Source organism: Celeribacter indicus (assembly GCF_000819565.1).
Lineage (GTDB): Bacteria > Pseudomonadota > Alphaproteobacteria > Rhodobacterales > Rhodobacteraceae > Celeribacter > Celeribacter indicus.
In genome coordinates, this window is sequence record NZ_CP004394.1 from 13761 (window position 1) to 31174 (window position 17414).

General features: G+C 68.1%; 14 protein-coding genes. 10 read left to right on the forward strand and 4 right to left on the reverse strand.

Features of this window, described 5'->3' with window-relative positions; all coding sequences use genetic code 11:
* Window positions 1–339: 339 nt before the first annotated feature.
* The 3 genes from P73_RS22185 to P73_RS22195 are packed head-to-tail and all read right to left on the reverse strand — an operon-like array spanning window position 340 to window position 3312.
* The gene (locus P73_RS22185; protein ID WP_043872112.1) at window positions 340–1623 is read right to left on the reverse strand and encodes a TRAP transporter large permease; all 1284 of its coding nucleotides are present in this window, start codon (window positions 1621–1623) and stop codon (window positions 340–342) included.
* Window positions 1623–2228 (reverse strand): TRAP transporter small permease, encoded by a 606-nt coding sequence (locus P73_RS22190; protein ID WP_043872113.1) that lies wholly within the window; start codon window positions 2226–2228, stop codon window positions 1623–1625. Before P73_RS22190 ends, P73_RS22185 begins: the two co-directional genes overlap by 1 nt.
* 58 nt (window positions 2229–2286) lie before the next feature.
* Entirely contained in the window at window positions 2287–3312 is a 1026-nt protein-coding gene (locus P73_RS22195) for a TRAP transporter substrate-binding protein (RefSeq protein WP_043872114.1), read from the reverse strand.
* Between the two features lie 242 nt (window positions 3313–3554).
* On the opposite strand from P73_RS22195, the gene P73_RS22200 reads away from it, so the two are divergent.
* From P73_RS22200 to P73_RS22210, 3 genes are all read left to right on the forward strand, one after another.
* Entirely contained in the window at window positions 3555–5126 is a 1572-nt protein-coding gene (locus tag P73_RS22200) for a Re/Si-specific NAD(P)(+) transhydrogenase subunit alpha (protein WP_043872115.1), read from the forward strand.
* Window positions 5127–5141: 15 nt separating this feature from the next.
* On the forward strand, window positions 5142–6575 hold the full coding sequence (locus tag P73_RS22205) for an NAD(P)(+) transhydrogenase (Re/Si-specific) subunit beta (RefSeq protein WP_043872116.1): 1434 nt from the start codon (window positions 5142–5144) through the stop codon (window positions 6573–6575).
* Window positions 6576–6666: 91 nt separating this feature from the next.
* Window positions 6667–8136, forward strand: a complete 1470-nt coding sequence (locus P73_RS22210) for an MFS transporter (RefSeq protein WP_043872117.1) — start codon at window positions 6667–6669, stop codon at window positions 8134–8136.
* On the opposite strand, the gene P73_RS22215 is transcribed toward P73_RS22210, so the two are convergent.
* Window positions 8114–8929, reverse strand: coding sequence for a helix-turn-helix domain-containing protein (locus P73_RS22215; RefSeq protein WP_052453626.1), 816 nt, complete (start codon window positions 8927–8929; stop codon window positions 8114–8116). The genes P73_RS22210 and P73_RS22215 overlap by 23 nt on opposite strands.
* A 301-nt stretch (window positions 8930–9230) precedes the next feature.
* Between P73_RS22215 and P73_RS22220 the strand changes: the two genes are divergently transcribed.
* The 7 genes from P73_RS22220 (at window position 9231) to P73_RS22250 (ending at window position 17301) form a co-directional block, all read left to right on the forward strand.
* Window positions 9231–10079: an oxidoreductase gene (locus P73_RS22220; RefSeq protein ID WP_043872118.1), complete on the forward strand. Its 849-nt coding sequence runs from the start codon at window positions 9231–9233 to the stop codon at window positions 10077–10079.
* A gap of 69 nt (window positions 10080–10148) precedes the next feature.
* Entirely contained in the window at window positions 10149–11153 is a 1005-nt protein-coding gene (locus P73_RS22225; RefSeq protein ID WP_052453627.1) for an ABC transporter permease, read from the forward strand.
* 65 nt (window positions 11154–11218) lie between these two features.
* The gene (locus tag P73_RS22230) at window positions 11219–12226 is read left to right on the forward strand and encodes a sugar ABC transporter substrate-binding protein (protein ID WP_043872119.1); all 1008 of its coding nucleotides are present in this window, start codon (window positions 11219–11221) and stop codon (window positions 12224–12226) included.
* 23 nt (window positions 12227–12249) lie between these two features.
* Window positions 12250–14373, forward strand: a complete 2124-nt coding sequence (locus tag P73_RS22235) for an ABC transporter permease (protein WP_043872120.1) — start codon at window positions 12250–12252, stop codon at window positions 14371–14373.
* The gene (locus P73_RS25805; protein WP_043872121.1) at window positions 14370–15479 is read left to right on the forward strand and encodes an SMP-30/gluconolactonase/LRE family protein; all 1110 of its coding nucleotides are present in this window, start codon (window positions 14370–14372) and stop codon (window positions 15477–15479) included. Before P73_RS22235 ends, P73_RS25805 begins: the two co-directional genes overlap by 4 nt.
* The gene (locus P73_RS22245; RefSeq protein WP_043872122.1) at window positions 15479–16981 is read left to right on the forward strand and encodes a sugar ABC transporter ATP-binding protein; all 1503 of its coding nucleotides are present in this window, start codon (window positions 15479–15481) and stop codon (window positions 16979–16981) included. The genes P73_RS25805 and P73_RS22245 overlap by 1 nt, the downstream gene beginning before the upstream one ends.
* Window positions 16982–17037: 56 nt before the next feature.
* The gene (locus P73_RS22250) at window positions 17038–17301 is read left to right on the forward strand and encodes a WGR domain-containing protein (RefSeq protein ID WP_052453628.1); all 264 of its coding nucleotides are present in this window, start codon (window positions 17038–17040) and stop codon (window positions 17299–17301) included.
* Window positions 17302–17414: the final 113 nt, after the last annotated feature.

The following is a 17414-nucleotide window of genomic DNA, read 5'->3' on the forward strand; positions in this document are numbered from 1 at the left end:
GGGGCGGGACGCAGCGGCGCCTGCCCTCATCCTGCCCCGCGCGCGGGACAGGCCGGCTGGCGTCGGCTCAGGCCTTGTGCGGCGCGGGCGCGGAGATGTGGAAAAGGCGGGCGAAGGCGTTCTTCAGGGCGGCGGCGCGCTCGGCCTTTGCATCGCTGACGATCTTCGCATATTCGGTGCGGGTCATGGCTGTGCTCCAGGTTTCGTTTTCTGTTGAACGGAACATAGGGGCAGGGGCCGGGAGGCAGTAGGTACAATGCTGCATGGCGGAATTGCTGCGGCTGCATAATGCCGCGGATGCAGCGTCGGGGGGCGCGGCACCCACGCCCCCCGGAGGGTCTAGTTCATCGTCGAGGGCAGCCAGAGCACGAGCTCGGGGAAGGCCACCAGCAGGGCGACGAGGATCAGGTGGGCGATGACATGCGGGAAGGCGCCCCGGAAGACCTCGCCCACGGGCAGCCGCGTGTATTTCGAGATGACGAACACGTTGATCCCCAATGGCGGGGTGAGCACCCCGATCTCGCCCATCACGATGGTGATCACCGCGAACCAGATCGGATCGTAGCCGAGCTGGAGCATCAGCGGCGTGACGATCGGCACGGTCAGGATCAGCATCGCGATGAGATCCATGAAACAGCCGAGGATCAGGTAGATCGCCAGGATCGCGATCAGGATCGCGAGCGAGGGGATCTGTGAGTCGACGAGCCAGCCGACGAGCGACTGGGTCGCCTGGGTCATCGTCAGGAAGTAGACGAAGACCTGCGCGCCGAGGAAGATCATCGCGATCATGCAGCTCGCCTCGAGCGTCGAGACGCCGGCCTGCACGAACTGCCTGAAGCTCGTGCCGCGCAGCAGCGCGAGCAGGAAGGCGCCGAGCGCCCCCATGGCGGAGGCTTCGGTCGGCGTGCCGACACCGGTGTAGATCACCACGGTCACCATCGAGAACAGCAGGATGAAGGACCAGGCATGCCGCAGCGAGGCGATCTTTTCCCACCAGCCGTAGCTTTGCGCGGCGGGCGCGTGCTCGGGGTTGCGCCAGACGAGGAAGAGGATGGTGAGCATGATCGCGAGCGTCACGAGAATGCCCGGAACCACCCCGGCGATCAGCAGTTTCGCGACGCTCATGTCGGCAAGCAGCGCGTAGATGATCATCGCCCCGCTCGGCGGGATCAGCATCGCGAGCGTGCCCGAGATCGCCACCACGCCGGAGGCGAGCCGGGTGTCGTAGCCCTGTTTCACCATGCCGGGGATGGTGGTGGAGGCGAGGGTGGCCGCGGCCGCCGTGCTCGAGCCGGAGATCGCGCCGAAGGCCGCGCCGGTGAGCGCGGTGGCATGGGCGAGCCCGCCCGGCGTGCGCCCCATCCATTTCTTCGCGATGTCGAACATCTCCTCGCTGATCCCGCTCGCGACGATGAAATTGGCCATGAGGATGAACATGGGGATCATCACGAATTCATAGCTGTGCACGGCGCCGAGCGGCGTCGTGGCGAGGATCCCGGTGGCGAGCTGGAGCCCCCCGACGAGGTAGAGCCCGACGCCGCCCGCGAGCGCGAGCGCGACGGAGACCGGCAGGCCGACGATCAGCAGGACCGCCAGGAGCAGAAAACCAACAGTAATTTCCATCAGACGGCCTCTTCCGAATGCTCGCGTGTGTCCCCGTCCGGCAGGATCGAGATCGCCTGCGCGCTGTCGCCCGTGACCGCGGCGACGAGCTGGCTCACCCCGATATGCAGGGCGCGCAGGGTGAAAAGCCCCATCGCCAGGGCAAAGATCGCCTGTTCGGCCCAGATCGGCCAGGGCACCATGCCGGTGGCGACGAGTTTCTGGGACAGGCTGTCGCTCGCCATGAGGGCGATGCGGTGCGTCATGATCCAGAAGATCGGCGCGGAGGCCAGGAGCCCCAGCCCGATCAGCGCGTGGTAGAGCCGCCGCGGCATCATCATCGCGAAGAGATCGACGCCGATATGTCCGCCGCGCCGCAGCACCAGCCCCGCCGGCAGCAGCATCGCCGCCGGCAGCAGGTACATGGTCACGAGGTCGACCGTGAAGGTCAGCGGCCTGTTCATCGAATAGCGGCCGAGCGCATCGGCGGCGATCAGCACCATCATGACGAACAGCACGAGGCAGAGAAGGTACAGCAGCACCGTCTCCACCTGCCTGACCGCCGTGTCGAGGACGCCGCCGGGTCCGAACGGTCCGCGCGGCGGGGATCCTTGTTTCTCACTCATGTTCCAGCCTCCCTGGAAGGGGGCGCGGCGCGCGCGAGAGGCGCCCGCGCCGTCTGCATCACTCCGCGTTCACTTCGGCGGTGAATGTCTCGAGCGTCTCGGCCGCGGGCTTGCCGCGCGCCTCGAGCTGGTCGACCCAGTCCTCGGAGATGCTGGCGAGCGTCTCCTCGAGCTGTGCGACATCCTCCTCGGACCAGGTGTAGATCTCCATCCGGCCCGACTCCTGGAGGTCGCGGATCGCGCGGGCCTCGTCCTCGACGGAGAAGCGGCAGAAATTCTCCTCCGCGCGCTTGCCGGCCTCGTCGACCGCGGCCTTCACCTCGTCGGGAAGCTGCTGGTAGCGCGCCTCCGACATCATCGCGAAGACGCCGGGCGTTCCCATCGAATAGCCGGTGCTGCCGTAATGGGCGAATTCGTCATAGCCATAGGTCTCGACCGCGGCGAAGGACATCATCACCGCGTCGAGCGTGCCGCGCTGGAGCGATTGCGTCACCTCGGGGGAGGTCAGTTTCACCGGCACCGCGCCGAGCTCACCGACGGTGAGCTCCATCAGCCCGCCCGCGTTGCGCATCTTCAGGCCCTGGAGATCCTCGACCGAGGTGATCTGCCGGCGCGAGGCGGCGGCGCCATAGGGCGCGTAGACGTAATAGCTGATGACGCGCAGGCCCGCGGGCTTCAGGTCGCTTTCATAGAGCGGGCCGCCCGGTTCGCCGATGGCGCGGCTCGCGCGCGTGCCGTCGCAGACGTCCTCGACGAGGCCGGGCACCTCGAGAACGCCGAGCAGCGGCAGCTCGCCGCTGCTGACATAGCCGGTCCCGATCTCGGCGATGTCGACCGCGCCCGCCTTGACGAGGTCGATGAGCTGGCGCGCCTTGCCGGCCTGTTCGGCGGGGTAGAATTCGATCTCGACGGCGCCGTCGGAAAGCTCCTCGACCTCGTCGATGAAGACCTGGCTGCCCTGGGTGACGCCGTAATGCGACGGCGGCAGGAAGGTCGCGAGCTTGAGCGTCACGCTGTCCTGGGCCGACAGCGGTGCGGCGGACAGGCAGAGTGCTGCCACGAGAGATGTCCGAAGTTTGTCCATGTTTTCCTCCTCAAACTCCAGGTTTCGGCTGCCCCTCTGGGGCTGCCCCGGAGAGAAAGCAATCGCCGTGCCAATGCGGCGCGGAGGCGGGTCATGGAATTATTTCGGGGGGTATTCAGTTTTGGCTCGCAAATTGCTTTGCTGCGGTCAAGATGCCGCAGGGCGCTGCGACGGCCGGCCTTCGGGCGCGGGCGGGGCGACGGCGCGGCGGCGGCACGAACGGCAGAAAGAAGGAAATCCAGGTGAGATTCGGTGTTCCGAGGGAAGTGATTGAGGGCGAGGCGCGTGTTGCGCTGACGCCTGCGAGCGCGGTGCAGGTTCAGAAGCTGGGCTATGAATGCCTTGTCGAGAGCGGCGCGGGTGTGCGTGCGGGGTTTGCGGATGCGGAGTATGCGGCTGCGGGTGTTGAGGTGGTGGAGAGCGCCTCGGACCTCTGGGCGCGGAGCGACGTCGTCGCGAAGGTGCGGGTGCCGACGGAGGCGGAGCTGGGGCTGCTGCGCGCGGGGCAGACGCTGATCTCCTTCTTCAACCCCGGCGGCAATGCGGCGGGTCTGGAGGCGGCGAAGGCGGCGGGCGCGACGGTGATCGCGATGGAGATGGTGCCGCGGATCAGCCGGGCGCAGAAGATGGACGCGCTGAGTTCCATGGCCAATATCGCGGGCTACCGGGCGGTGATCGAGGCGGGGAGCAATTTCGGTCGGTTCTTCACCGGGCAGGTGACGGCGGCGGGCAAGGTGCCGCCGGCGAAGGTGCTGGTGGTGGGCGCGGGCGTCGCGGGGCTTGCGGCGATCGGCACCTCGACCTCGCTGGGGGCGGTGACCCGTGCGTTCGACGTGCGGCCGGAGGTGGCCGAGCAGGTGGAGAGCATGGGGGCGGAATTCGTCTATCTCGACTTCGAGGAGGAGCAGGGCGACGGGGCGGCGACGGGGGGCTATGCCTCTGTGTCCTCGCCGGAATTCCGCGAGGCGCAGCTGAGGAAGTTCCGCGAGCTCGCGCCGGAGATGGACATCGTGATCACCACGGCGCTGATCCCGAACCGGGAGGCGCCGGAGCTCTGGACCGAGGAGATGGTGGCGGCGATGAAGCCGGGTTCGGTGATCGTGGACCTCGCCGCGGAGCGCGGCGGCAACTGCAAGCTGACGGTGCCGGACGAGAAGATCGTGACGCCCAACGGCGTGACGATCATCGGCTACACCGATTTCCCGAGCCGGATGGCGACCCAGGCCTCGACGCTCTATGCGACGAACATCCGCCACATGATGACCGACCTGACGCCCGGCAAGGACGGCCAGGTGGTGCAGGACATGGAGGACGACGTGATCCGGGGGGCGACGGTGACCCATGCGGGGGAGATCACCTTCCCGCCGCCGCCGCCGAAGGTGCAGGCGATCGCGGCGCAGAGGCGCGAGAAGCCGAAGGAGCCGACGGCGGAGGAGAAACGCGCGCAGGAGGCCGCGGCCTTCCGGCGGGAGACGCGGACGCAGGTCGGGCTGCTCGCGGCGGGGGCGGTGCTGCTGCTGGGTGTGGGGCTGGTGGCGCCGGCCTCCTTCATGCAGCATTTCATCGTCTTCGTGCTGGCGGTCTTCGTCGGCTTCCAGGTGATCTGGAACGTGAGCCACGCGCTGCACACGCCGCTGATGGCGGTGACGAACGCGATCAGCTCGATCATCATCCTGGGGGCGCTGATGCAGATCGGCTCGGGGAGCTGGCTCGTGGTGGTGCTGGCGGCGCTGTCGGTGTTCATGGCCGGGATCAACATCTTCGGCGGCTTCCTCGTCACCCGGCGCATGCTCGCCATGTTCCAGAAATCCTGAGGCGGGAGAGAGACAATGGACTTCGGATTCACGACGGCGGCCTATGTGGTCGCGGCAGTTCTCTTCATCCTCTCGCTCGGCGGCCTGTCGGGGCAGGAGAGCGCGAAACGCGCGGTGTGGTACGGGATCGCGGGCATGGCGCTGGCGGTGTTCGCGACGCTGATCGGGCCGGGCTCGGGCCTGTGGCTGCTCTCCGCGCTCCTGATCGCGGGCGGCGGGGTGATCGGCTGGTATGTGGCCGGGAAGGTCGAGATGACCGGGATGCCGCAGCTCGTGGCGGCGATGCATTCGCTGGTGGGGCTCGCGGCGGTGTTCGTGGGCTATAACGCGCATCTGGTGATGGGGCGCGTGGCCGGGATGGATGCGGCGGGGCTGGCCGATCTCGGCACGTTCGCGGCGCTGGTGGCGCACAAGGCGCCGGTCGAGCTGACGATCCTGAAGGTGGAGCTGTTCCTCGGGATCTTCATCGGGGCGGTGACCTTCACCGGCTCGGTGGTGGCCTTCGGCAAGCTCGCGGGCAAGGTGAGCTCGAAGGCGGAGAAGCTGCCGGGCGGGCACCTGCTGAACGCGGCGGCGGCGGTCCTCTCGGTGCTGTGCCTGGTGTGGTACGTCAACACCGGCGGGGTGGTGCCGCTGCTGCTGATGACGCTCTGCGCGCTGTTCATCGGCTATCACCTGATCATGGGGATCGGCGGGGCGGACATGCCGGTGGTGGTGTCGATGCTGAACAGCTATTCGGGCTGGGCGGCGGCGGCGATCGGGTTCTCGCTGTCCAACGACCTGCTGATCGTGGTGGGGGCGCTGGTGGGCTCCTCGGGGGCGATCCTGAGCTACATCATGTGCAAGGCGATGAACCGCAGCTTCGTCTCGGTGATCCTCGGCGGCTTCGGCGGCACCGCGGGCCCGGCGATGGCGGTGGAGGGCGAACAGGTGGCGATCGACGCCGACGGCGTGGCGGCGGCGCTGGAGGAGGCCGACAGCGTGGTGATCGTGCCGGGCTACGGCATGGCGGTGGCGCAGGCGCAGCAGAACGTGGCCGAGCTGACGCGCAAGCTGCGGGCGAAGGGCAAGCAGGTGCGCTTCGCGATCCACCCGGTCGCCGGCCGCCTTCCGGGGCACATGAACGTGCTGCTGGCGGAGGCGAAGGTGCCCTATGACATCGTGCTGGAGATGGACGAGATCAACGAGGACTTCCCGGAGACGGATGTGGTGATCGTGATCGGCTCGAACGACATCGTGAACCCGGCGGCACAGGACGACCCGAATTCCCCGATCGCGGGGATGCCGGTGCTCGAGGTGTGGAAGGCGAAACAGGTCTTCGTCAGCAAGCGCGGCCAGGGCACGGGCTATTCCGGCATCGAGAACCCGCTGTTCTACAAGGACAATACGCGCATGTATTACGGCGATGCGAAGCAGTCCGTCGGGGAGTTGCTGGGGAAGATCGGGTGACGGGCCGCATGGCCGTCCCCGCCGCGACGGCAGGGGAGGGGGGCCGGCGGCCGTCCTCTCCTCCCCGTCCTTCCGAAGGCCGGCGGGCGACATGACCGGACCCGCCGCCCCGCCCCCGGTCACGGCGCGCCAGCGCAAGGTCTTCGCGATCCTCATGCTGACGCAGCTCATCGCGACGCTCGACAACCAGATCGTCGCCACCGCCCTGCCGACCATCGTCGGGGATCTCGGGCAGGCGGAGCATTTCAGCTGGCTCGTCTCCGCCTATGTGCTCGCGCAATGCGCGGTCATGCCGGTTTCCGGCAAGCTCGGGGACCTGATCGGGCGCAAGCGGGTGATGATCGCCTCGCTCTGCCTGTTCAGCATCGGGGCGGTGGGCTGTTCGGCGAGCTGGTCGATGTCGAGCCTGATCCTCGCCCGGCTGGTGCAGGGGCTGGGCACGGGGGGCATCCTCGTCACCGTCTTCGGGATGAATGCCGACCTTTTCCCGCCGGCGCAGCGGGCGCGCTACCAGAGCTATCTCAGCTTCGTCTTCGTCTTCGGCTCCTTCGTCGGGCCGACCTTCGGCGGGGCGCTGACCGACCTCGTGGGCTGGCGGGTGATCTTCCTGCCGACGCTGCCGCTGGCGCTGCTGGCCATCGCGGGCTTTGCCGTGCTGGTGCCGCGGATCGTGACGGGGCGCCAGCCGGTCATCGACTATGCCGGGGCGCTCGCCATCGCCATGACGGTGACGATCCTCGTGATCTGGACCGACAGCCTGCGGCTGTTCGGCAGCTTCCTCGCGCCCGAGAGCCTGTTTCTCGGCATCGCCGCCGGCCTCGGCCTCCTGCTGTCGGCGATCATCGAGCGCGGCGCGGCGGAGCCGGTCCTGCCGCCCGAGCTGCTGGCGAAATGGAATTTCGACTTCCTGAGCGTCGCGACCTTCTGTTCCGGGGCGGTGACCATCGGGCTCGTGACCTATCACGCCTATTTCCTCCAGATGGCGCACGGGCTCACGCCGGCGCAGTCGGGGCTGTTCTTCATCGCGCTGACCTGCGGCGTGAGCTGCGGCGCGCTGCTGGCCGGACAGCTCATGTCGCGGGACTGGCATTTCACCTTTCCGCTGCGTCTGTCGCTGATCTGGGGCGTGCTGACGCTCGGGGTCTTCTCGCTGCTGCCGGGAGGGACGCCGATCTGGCAACTGGTGGCGGTCTTCGTCGCGCAGGGCTTTGCCAACGGGCTGGCGATGAACGCGCTCGTCTTCGGCGCGCAGGTCACCGCGGGGGAGGGGGATATCGGCGCGGCGACCGGGGCGATCACGCTGATGCGGACCATCGGCTGCTCGATCGGGATCGCGGTCTACGGCTCGGTCATCGCGGTGGGCCTGTCGGGCGTGGCGCTGCCGGAGGGATGGGACGCCTCCGCGATCACGCCGGCGCTGCTGCGCGGGCTGCCGGCGGCGGAGCGGGCCGATCTCGTGGGGCATTACAGCGAGATCTTCGCCGCCCTCTACCGCGTGGCGGCGTTCCTTGCGCTGCTGGGTTTCGCCGCCGCCTGCCTCATTCGCCGTCCGGCGCGCTGAGGGGGGCGGGCGCGCCGTCCATCATGCCGGCGACATCCTCGGTGATCCGGGTCATGACCGGCAGGTAATCCGCGAGCCCCTCGCCACGCTTGAGCACATGCGACAGAAGCATGATGCCGAACACGCCGTGGATCTCCGACCTGCCGCGGATCGGCACGCTCGCGCCCCAGAGCACGCCCTCGTGCTGTTCCTGGTAATATTCCTCGTCGCTGATCGCGTAGCCGCGGGCGCGGACCTCGTCGAGCACGCGCAGCACCTCCTCGCGGTCGTGGGCGCGCTGGTTCCAGCCGCCGGGGCCGGGATGGGTGGCGAGGTGGTCGAGGATCGCGTCGCGTTCGGCATCCGGCACGGCGGCGAGATAGGCGAGGCCGGAGGAGGTGACGAGCATCGGGAAGCGGTATCCCGGCACCCGGTTCACCACGAGGCCGCGCGGCTTGCGGATCGCCTCCACGATCACCATCGCGTCGCCGTCGAAGGCGGCGAAGGTCATCGGCCAGGTGATGACGGTGCGGTATTTCTCCATCACGATCCCGCCGACCCGCGCGAGTTCGCGGTGGCGGTCGTAGCCGGCGGAGAGCTGGGTCACCTTGCGCGTGACCTCGTAGCGCGGGCCGTCCTCGATCCGGTGGACATAGCCTTCGCCGATCAGCGTCTCGAGGAAGCGGACCACCGTCGCCTTGTCGATCCCGGTATCCTCGTGGATCTCGCCCACCGTCGCGAGCTTGCGCAGGCTGACGGCGCGCAGCACCGCGAGCGCGCGTTCGACCGCGACGACCTGTCTGTAAGATGCCAAGGCGCGTCTCCTTCCTGTCTCTCTCCCGGCGCACAGGTGCCTGTGCATGCCGCCCTGCTGCCCGAAATGGCACAGGAAATGCAAGCCCAGAGACCATATTCCGCATCGGCGCACCAGACGCGAATTTTCTTGCCGGAGTGGAATATTTCACTTGGCAAAAATTTTGTGAAGTGGCATTTCACAATATGGGAGGGGGAGCAGGTCCCACCGGACTCGCACCCCGTGACATCGCGAACCGACCCGGACGCCGGAGCTTTCCGGCGCAGGGGGCGCGTTTGCCGAACGGAAGGACAGGCCCGACATGGCGCATTCCAAGCAGAAGACCTGGCTCATCACCGGCGCGGACAAGGGGCTCGGTTTCCAGACCGCGCGCAGCGCGCTCGAGCGGGGCGACACTGTCGTCGTGACCGTGCTCGCGGGCGATGGCGAGCACGAGCTGGCGGCGGCCTATCCCGACCGGCTGCGGGCCTATCACCTCGATGCCCGCGACCATGCGCGCATCGGTCCCGTCGTGGCGAAGGCCGAGGCGGATTTCGGCGGGATCGACGTGCTGGTGAACAATGCGGGCTACGGGCTCGTGGCGCTCGCCGAGGCGACGGGGGCGGAGAAGTACCGCAACCTCTTCGAGGTGAATTTCTTCGGACTGGTGGAGATGACCCGCGCCGTGCTGCCGGTCATGCGGCGCCAGCGCGCCGGCCATGTCATCAACCTGTCCTCCTATGGCGGGTTCATCGGCACGCCGGGGTTCAGCTTCTATGCTGCGAGCAAGTTCGCGGTGGAGGGCTATTCGGAATCGCTGTCGCGCGAGGTCGGGCATCTGGGCATCCACGTCACCCTGATCGAGCCGGGCGGGTTCCGCAGCGATTTCGCCGGCCCCTCGCTCGTGCAGGAGATCAACACGCTTGGGGAGGATTATGCCGAGGTGGCCTCCATCGTCGCGGACTACAGCGCTCGCCGGCACGGCAAGCAGCCGAACGACCCGGAGCTTTTCGGCGAGGCGCTCTGCGCGCTGGCCGATGCGGAGAAACCGCCGCTGCGCCTGCCGCTCGGCGAGGATGCCCACGGGGCGATCTCCGCGGATCTGAAGGCGGTGGCCGAGGAGCTCGAGCGCTGGAAGGATCTGTCCTTCTCGACCACGCGACCGATCTGACGCTTTCCCCCCGGCCGCGCCCCGGCGCGGGGCCGGGGGCCGTTCCAACGTGCAGGAGGAGGGCATGGCATGGACGCGAGGACATCGAAACCGGACCGGAGGAGCGGGGGGCTGCGCTTCAGCCAGGAAGGCATCGTCTTCCTGCTGACGCTCGCGATGTTCGCGGGGTTTTCCCTGCTGCTGCCGAAATTCCTCACCTCCGGCAACGTCATCGCGCTGATGCGCAGCGTCTCCGTGCTCGGCATCCTGTCGCTCGGCATGTGCATCGTGGTGATCGGCCGGGGCGTCGACCTGACCATGGTCGCGACGCTGGTCGTCGGCATGGTCTGGGCGGTGAAGCTCGCCAACGAGGGGGTGCCCTTCGGCGTCGCGCTGGGGTTCGGGGCGGGGCTCGTGAGCCTCTTCGGCCTTGTCGTCGGGCTGATCGTCGCCTTCGCGGAAATTCCCGCGATCTTCGCGACGCTCGCCATGGCGCCGGTGATCTTCGGCATCGGCAACCCGTTCCTGTTCAAGCAGGACACCCATAACGCCCCCGCCGGCATCGCGTGGCTGCGCGAACTGGGCTTTGGCATGAGTTTCGGCATTCCGAACACGATCTGGGTCTTTGCCGCCGTCGCGCTGCTCGTCCATCTGATGTTGCGCTACACGCGCTTCGGGCGCTCGATCCATGCGCTCGGGGACAATCCCTCCGCCGCGCGGCTCACCGGCTTTCCGGTGCGCCCGATCATCGTCGCGCAATATGTGATGACCGCGCTCGTCGCCTATCTCGTCGGGCTGGTCATCGTCGCGTCGAATTCCGGGATCAACTCGCGGCTCGCCTACACGACGCTGGTCTATGACGTGCTGCTGGTCGTGGTGCTCGGCGGGATCGGCCTCAGCGGCGGGCGGGGCGGGGTGCGCAACGTGCTCGTCGGCACCTTCTTTGTCGGCACGCTGCTGAGCGGCATGACCATCCTCAATCTCACGCATACGGCACAGAACCTGATCAAGAGTGTCGTGATGCTGATGGCGCTGGTGGCGGAGACCTTCGCCAATCCGCGCGACGAACAGACGTCCCAGCAGGGGGACATCTGACGCGACCGCCGCGTCCCGGCCCGAGGGACAGGGACGCGGACCATCAGGATTCCAGGGAGGAACAGATGAAATTCACTGCCAGTCTCGCCGGGGCGCTCGCGCTCGGCCTCGCCACCGGACCCGCGCTCGCGCAGCAGGAAATGACCAGCCAGACCCGCGACGCCTATCTCGCGGCGGTCGAGGGCAAGCGCGTCGTCTATATTCCCATGAGCATGACGACCGATCTCGTGCTGACATGGCACGCCTTTCTGAAGCGGCAGGCCGACGAGCTCGGCTATACGCTCGACGTGCGCGATCCGAACTGGAGCGCGGAGGCGGGGGCGCGGGCGTTGACCCAGGCGATCGGCGAACAGCCCGATCTCATCGTGCTGCAAAACCCCGACATCCAGGCCTATGCGCGCCTGATCCAGCGGGCGACGAAGGCGGGGATCAAGGTGGTCCAGCTCAATATGGAATCGCTGACGCAATCGGACGCCTATGTGGGCGCGGACTGGGTCGGGATCGGGCGGCGCGCGGGGGAGGCCGTGGCCGAGCGCTGTTCCGGGGGCAACGGGCCCTCCAACAAGGTGGCGGTGGTGTCCGGCGTGCCGACGGCGCCCGTGGACCTGTTCCAGCTCAAGGGGTTCCGCGATGCGCTCGCGGAGGCCGGGTCGGATGTGGAGATCGTCTCCGAACAGGCGGCGGGCTACGATCCGAGCAAGGCGCGGGCGATCACCGCCTCGGTGCTTCAGCAGCATGAGGATCTCTGCGCCGTGTTCGGCGTCTGGGACGGGCAGGATTCGGGCATCGGCGCCGCCGTCAAGGAGGCGGGTGTCGCCGATCAGGTCTTTGTCGTGACCTCGGGGGGCGGTGCCTCCACCTCCTGCGAGCGGGTCGAGGACGGCAGTTTCGACATGTTCATCGAATATGACGCGCGGATGCAGGGGCAGGCGCTGAACACGCTGGTCTCCGCCTTCCTCCAGGACGACGCCCCGGCGGGCGAGAAGAAGCTGGTCTACTATTCGCCCAACTTCGTCGTCACGCCGGAGACGCTGACCCCGTCCTCCTGTTTCACCGTCGGCGCGGGCGAGTGAGGCGCGGGAAGAGGAAATAGAAGATGTCCGCCACAAATCCGCTGGTCCGGCTCCGCTACAGGTTCTTTCCCGATCATGTGATCGGGGAGATCCTGTCGAAGCGGTGGTCCGACAACGCGATCCCCTTCGCCGCGCTGGTCGTCGCCCTCGTCGTGTTCGGCAGCGTCAACCCGCGCATGTTCACCGCCTTCGGCCTTTACGATATCGCGGGCCAGCTCGCCGAATTCGGGCTCGTGGCGATCGCGCTGTCGCTGGTGATGATCTCGGGCGGCATCGACCTGTCGATCGGCTCGGTCTTTGCGCTCTGCGCGCTGACCGTGCTGACGGCGCTCAACGTCTACGGGCTTCCGCTGTCCGCGGCGGCCGCGCTGACGCTCGGCGTCGGGGCCGCCTGCGGGGCGATCAACGGCTTTCTCATCGGCGTGCTGCGGCTCCGGGCCTTCCTGACCACGCTGGTGACGCTGGTCATGTTCCGGTCGGTCTACGAGATGGTGCTGCCGGGCTTTGCCACGCAGATCGTGCTCGGCATGCCCGACTCGCCGGTCTGGGACGCGCTCGGCTTCGAAGCGCTGCTCGGCCTGCCCTATACGTTCTACATCTCCGCCGCGCTCGCCGTCGTCTGGCACATCGTGCTGTCGCGCTCGCGGCCGGGCTGGCACATCGCGGCGGTGGGGGGTGCGCGGCGCTCGGCCTATAACGCGGGGATCCCGGTGCGGCGCGTGCTGCTGCTGACCTATGTGTCGTGCAGCATGATGGTCGCGGTGGCCGCCATCCTGTTCGGCGCGCGGATGACGAGCGTCGGGCTCGACACCGGGCTCGGCATGGAAATCTCCGTGCTCACGGCCGTGATCCTCGGCGGCACGACGCTCGGCGGCGGGCGCGGTTCGGTCGCCAAGGCGCTGATCGGCTCGGTGATCGTGCTCATCCTCACCAACGGGCTGTTGCAGCTCGGGGTGATCGGCACGGTTTCCTCGCTGATCCTCGGCGTCGTCCTTCTTGCGGCGGTCTGGCTCGACGTGCGCTGGGTCAAGAACCGGCAGAAGCTGATCGACAGTTCCTATGTCTCCCCCGCCTATATCCGCCTCGCCGACACGCTCGACGCGGAGGACGGGACGGCGGGCGTCTTTGCCGTCAACGACAGGCTGCGCACGGTGGAGACCATCGGCCTCGGCGAGGTCGAGGGGCCGGAGGACGTGGCCGTGGACCGCGCCGGCAACGTCTATTCCGGGTCGCGCCACGGCGAAATCCACCGCTGGCTCGCGCCGGACTTCAGGACGCATGAAATCTTCGCCCATATCGGCGGCGGCACCTTCGGGATGAATTTCGACAGGGACGACAACCTCGTGGTCTGTGTCGGCGGCATGGGCCTCTACATGGTCACGCCGGCGCGCGAGGTGGTGAAGCTCACCGACGAGATCACGCGGAGCTGGAATTCCGTCATCGACGACAGCCGCATCCGGCTGGCCGACGATCTCGACATCGCGCCGGACGGGCGGATCTTCTTCTCCGAGGCGTCGATCCGCTACACGGTCCACGACTGGCCGGTCGACATGATCGAGAGCCGGGGCAACGGGCGGATCATCTGTTACGACCCGCGCGACGGCTCGACGAGGACGGTGCTGCGCAACCGGATCTTTCCCAACGGGATCGTCTGTCTGCCGGACGGCCAGTCGCTGCTGTTCAACGAGACCTGGGCCTGCCGCGTCTGCCGCTACTGGTTCGACGGGCCGCGGAAGGGGCAGGTGGAGATCGTGCTCGACGGGCTTCCGGGCTATCCCGACAACATCAACCGCGCCTCGGACGGCAATTACTGGGTCTGTCTCGTGGGGATGCGCGGGCCGGTGCTCGACATGGCGATGACGCGGCCGGGCTTTCGCCGCCGCATGACCCGCCGGATCGCCCCGGCGAACTGGCTCTATCCCAACATCAACACCGGCTGCGTCATCAAGATCACGCCCGACGGCGAGGTGCTCGAATCGCTGTGGGACAGGGGCGGGGTCAATCATCCGATGGTGACCTCCTGCAAGGAACACGAGGGCCATCTCTATATCGGCGGGGTCAGCAACAACCGCGTCGGCCGCTGGAAGATCCCCGGTGCGGACCCGACCTGGTCGAGCCCGGTCGACTATTGGGGAGAGAGACCATGATCGCAGCGATACGCGACAGGATCGACGCCGTTCTCGGCCGCGGCGCGCACAGCACCGCCGTGCCGGTGATGGACGGACCGCTCCAGCCCAACCACGCGCTCGACAGGGCGGAGATCCTGTTCGACCTGCCGGGGCTCGACAATCTCGTGGCGCTCGGGGGCGGGGAGATCGCCTTTACCGCCGGACCCGTGCTCTACCGTGCGACGCCGGGCGGCGCGCCGGTGGAGATCGCCCGGTTCGAGGCGGAGGTGAGCTGCCTGGCGGCGGACGGGCAGGGCGGTTTCGCCGTCGGCCTCGACGGCATCGGCCTCGTCTTTCACGGCGGACCGCAGGACGGGCGCAGGATCGACAGGCTCGGGGATCGGCCGCTGATCTGTCCCACCGCACTTTGCCCGACACAGGCCGGCACGCTTCTCCTGGCCTGCGGTTCGGACCGGTTCGCCGCGTCCGACTGGAAACGCGACCTCATGGCACTGGGGCGCACGGGAAGCGTCTGGAGCGTCGATCCGGGGACCGGGGCCGCGACGCGGCTCGCCGGGGGGCTGGCCTATCCCTGTGGGCTGGCCCCGATGCCGGGGGGCGGGCTTCTCGTCAGCGAAGCCTGGCGGCACCGGCTCCTGCGGATCGACGCCACCGGGGGAGGGGAGGGGGACGCCGTGCTTCCGAACCTGCCGGGCTATCCCGCGCGGCTCCTCCCGGCGCGGGAGGGCGGCTACTGGCTCGCGGTCTTCGCGCCGCGAAACCAGCTCGTCGAGTTCCTCCTGCGCGAGCGGCGCTTTCGCGAGGACATGACGGCGCGGGTGGACCCGGCCTACTGGATCGCGCCCGCGCTCAGCTCCGGCGACAGTTTCCGCAAACCGCTCCAGGGCGGGGCGGTGAAACAGATGGGCATCCTCAAGCCCTGGGCGCCGGGCTGGTCCTACGGCCTCGTCGTGCGGCTCGACGCGGAGGCGCAGCCGGTCGCGAGTTGGCACAGCCGCACGGACGGGACGCATCACGGCGTCACCTCGGTCTGCGAGCACGACACGGGGCTGATCGTCGCCGCGAAGGGGCCGGGCCTTGCGCTGCGGCTCGACCGCGCGGCCCTGGCGCAAGGGGGGATGTGATGGAGACCGTTCTCGAACTCAGGGGCGCGACGAAGGATTTCCGCGGCGTCTACGCGATCCGCGACATCGACCTGAAACTCGGCCGCGGCGAGGTCCATGCGATCCTCGGGGAGAACGGCGCGGGCAAGTCGACGCTGATGAAGGCGCTTGCGGGCGTGCATCAGCTCAGCGCGGGCGAGATCCTCATGGAGGGCGCGCCGGTGACGATGACCTCGCCCTCCGCCGCGCTGAAACAGGGCATCGCGATGGTGTTCCAGGAGACGAACCTGGTCGGTTCGATGACCGTGGCGCAGAACATCTACCTGGGCGAGGAGAAATTCCTCAACCGCCTGCGCGGCCTCAACATCCGGGCGCAGACCTATCTGCTGTCGATGAATTTCGACGTCGATCCCACCGCGCTGGTGAGCACGCTCGGCGCGGCGCAGCGGCAGATGGTCGAGGTCGCGCGCGCCACCCACCACACGGCGAAGGTGATCATCTTCGACGAACCGACCGCGACGCTCACGCCGGAGGAGAAGCACCATTTCTTCGGCCTGCTCCGGCGGCTGAAGGCGCGGGGCGTGTCGATCCTCTTCATCACCCATGCGCTCGAGGAGGCGCTGGCCCATTCCGACCGGATCACCGTCCTGCGCGACGGCCGCAAGGTCGCGGAGGGGGCCGCCGCCGAATTCGACCGCGACAGGGTCATTCAGGCGATGGTCGGGCGCGGCCTGTCCGGCGAGCTCTACGGCGCGCGCAAGGGGGTCGAGCTTCCGATCCGCAAGGCGGGGCGGAAGCTGCTGAGCGTCGACAACCTGTCGATGGGAAAGATCGTGCGCAACAGCTCCTTCTCCGTCTATGGCGGGCAGGTGACGGGAATGTTCGGGCTGGTCGGATCGGGCCGCACCGAGACGATGAAGATCGTCGCCGGCGCCTTCAAGCGCAATTTCTTCCACGGCGGCGAGGTCCGGCTCGACGGCCGTCCCGTCCGCTACCGCGTGCCGCGCGGGGCGATGCGCGACGGCATCGTCTATGTCACCGAGGACCGCAAGCTCGACGGGTTCTTCGAGACCATGTCGATCCGCGACAACATCCTCGCCGGCCGGCTCGCGCAAGGCTCCAATCCCCTGTCCCTCGTGTCGATGGCACAGGCGCAGGAGCTTGCGCAGCACTGGACGAAGGCGCTCGACATTCGCGCGATCGACCCGTCCTCGAAGGTGATCGAACTGTCGGGGGGCAACCAGCAGAAGGTGGTGATCGCCAAGGCGCTGGTGCAGAAGCCGCGGCTCGTGATCTTCGACGAGCCGACGCGCGGGGTGGACGTGGGGTCGATCGTGGAGATCCACGGGCTCGTCAACCGGCTCGCGGACGAGGGCATCGCGGTGGTGCTGATCTCCTCCTACCTGCCGGAGATCCTGTCGCTTTCCGACCGCATCCTCGTGGCGCGGCAGGGCCAGATCGTCGAGGAGATGAACGCGGCGGAGGCCACGGAGGAAAGGATCATGTACGCGGCGGTGCACTGAGCCGATTCCCTTTCGCGCGCGGTTCTGCCAGACTCGGGGGGACGGAGGGTCCTGCCATGTTCGTTCGCCTCGAGAAGATCGACCCCGCGAAACGCCAGCGGCGGTTCTACGAGATGACCGTCGGGCGGGACCTGTTCGGGGAGTGGTGCCTGGTGCGCGAATGGGGCCGGATCGGCGCGGCCGGCGGGCGGCGCCGGGTGGACCGGCCGGGGTCGCGCGATGCGGCGGAGGCGGCGTTGGGCCTTCTGTCCGGCCGCAAGCGGCGGCGCGGCTACCGCCTGAGCCGGGCGGCGCCGGGCGGATCGGAAAATAATACATAACATCTCTTATCGGTATTATCCTTGCCGTCGCGGCGCCGGAGGGCCGGACGCGATTCGGCGGGGCCCGCCCTGTGGCCGCAGGCGGGTTTCGGCCGGAACGGTGCGGCCTGCGC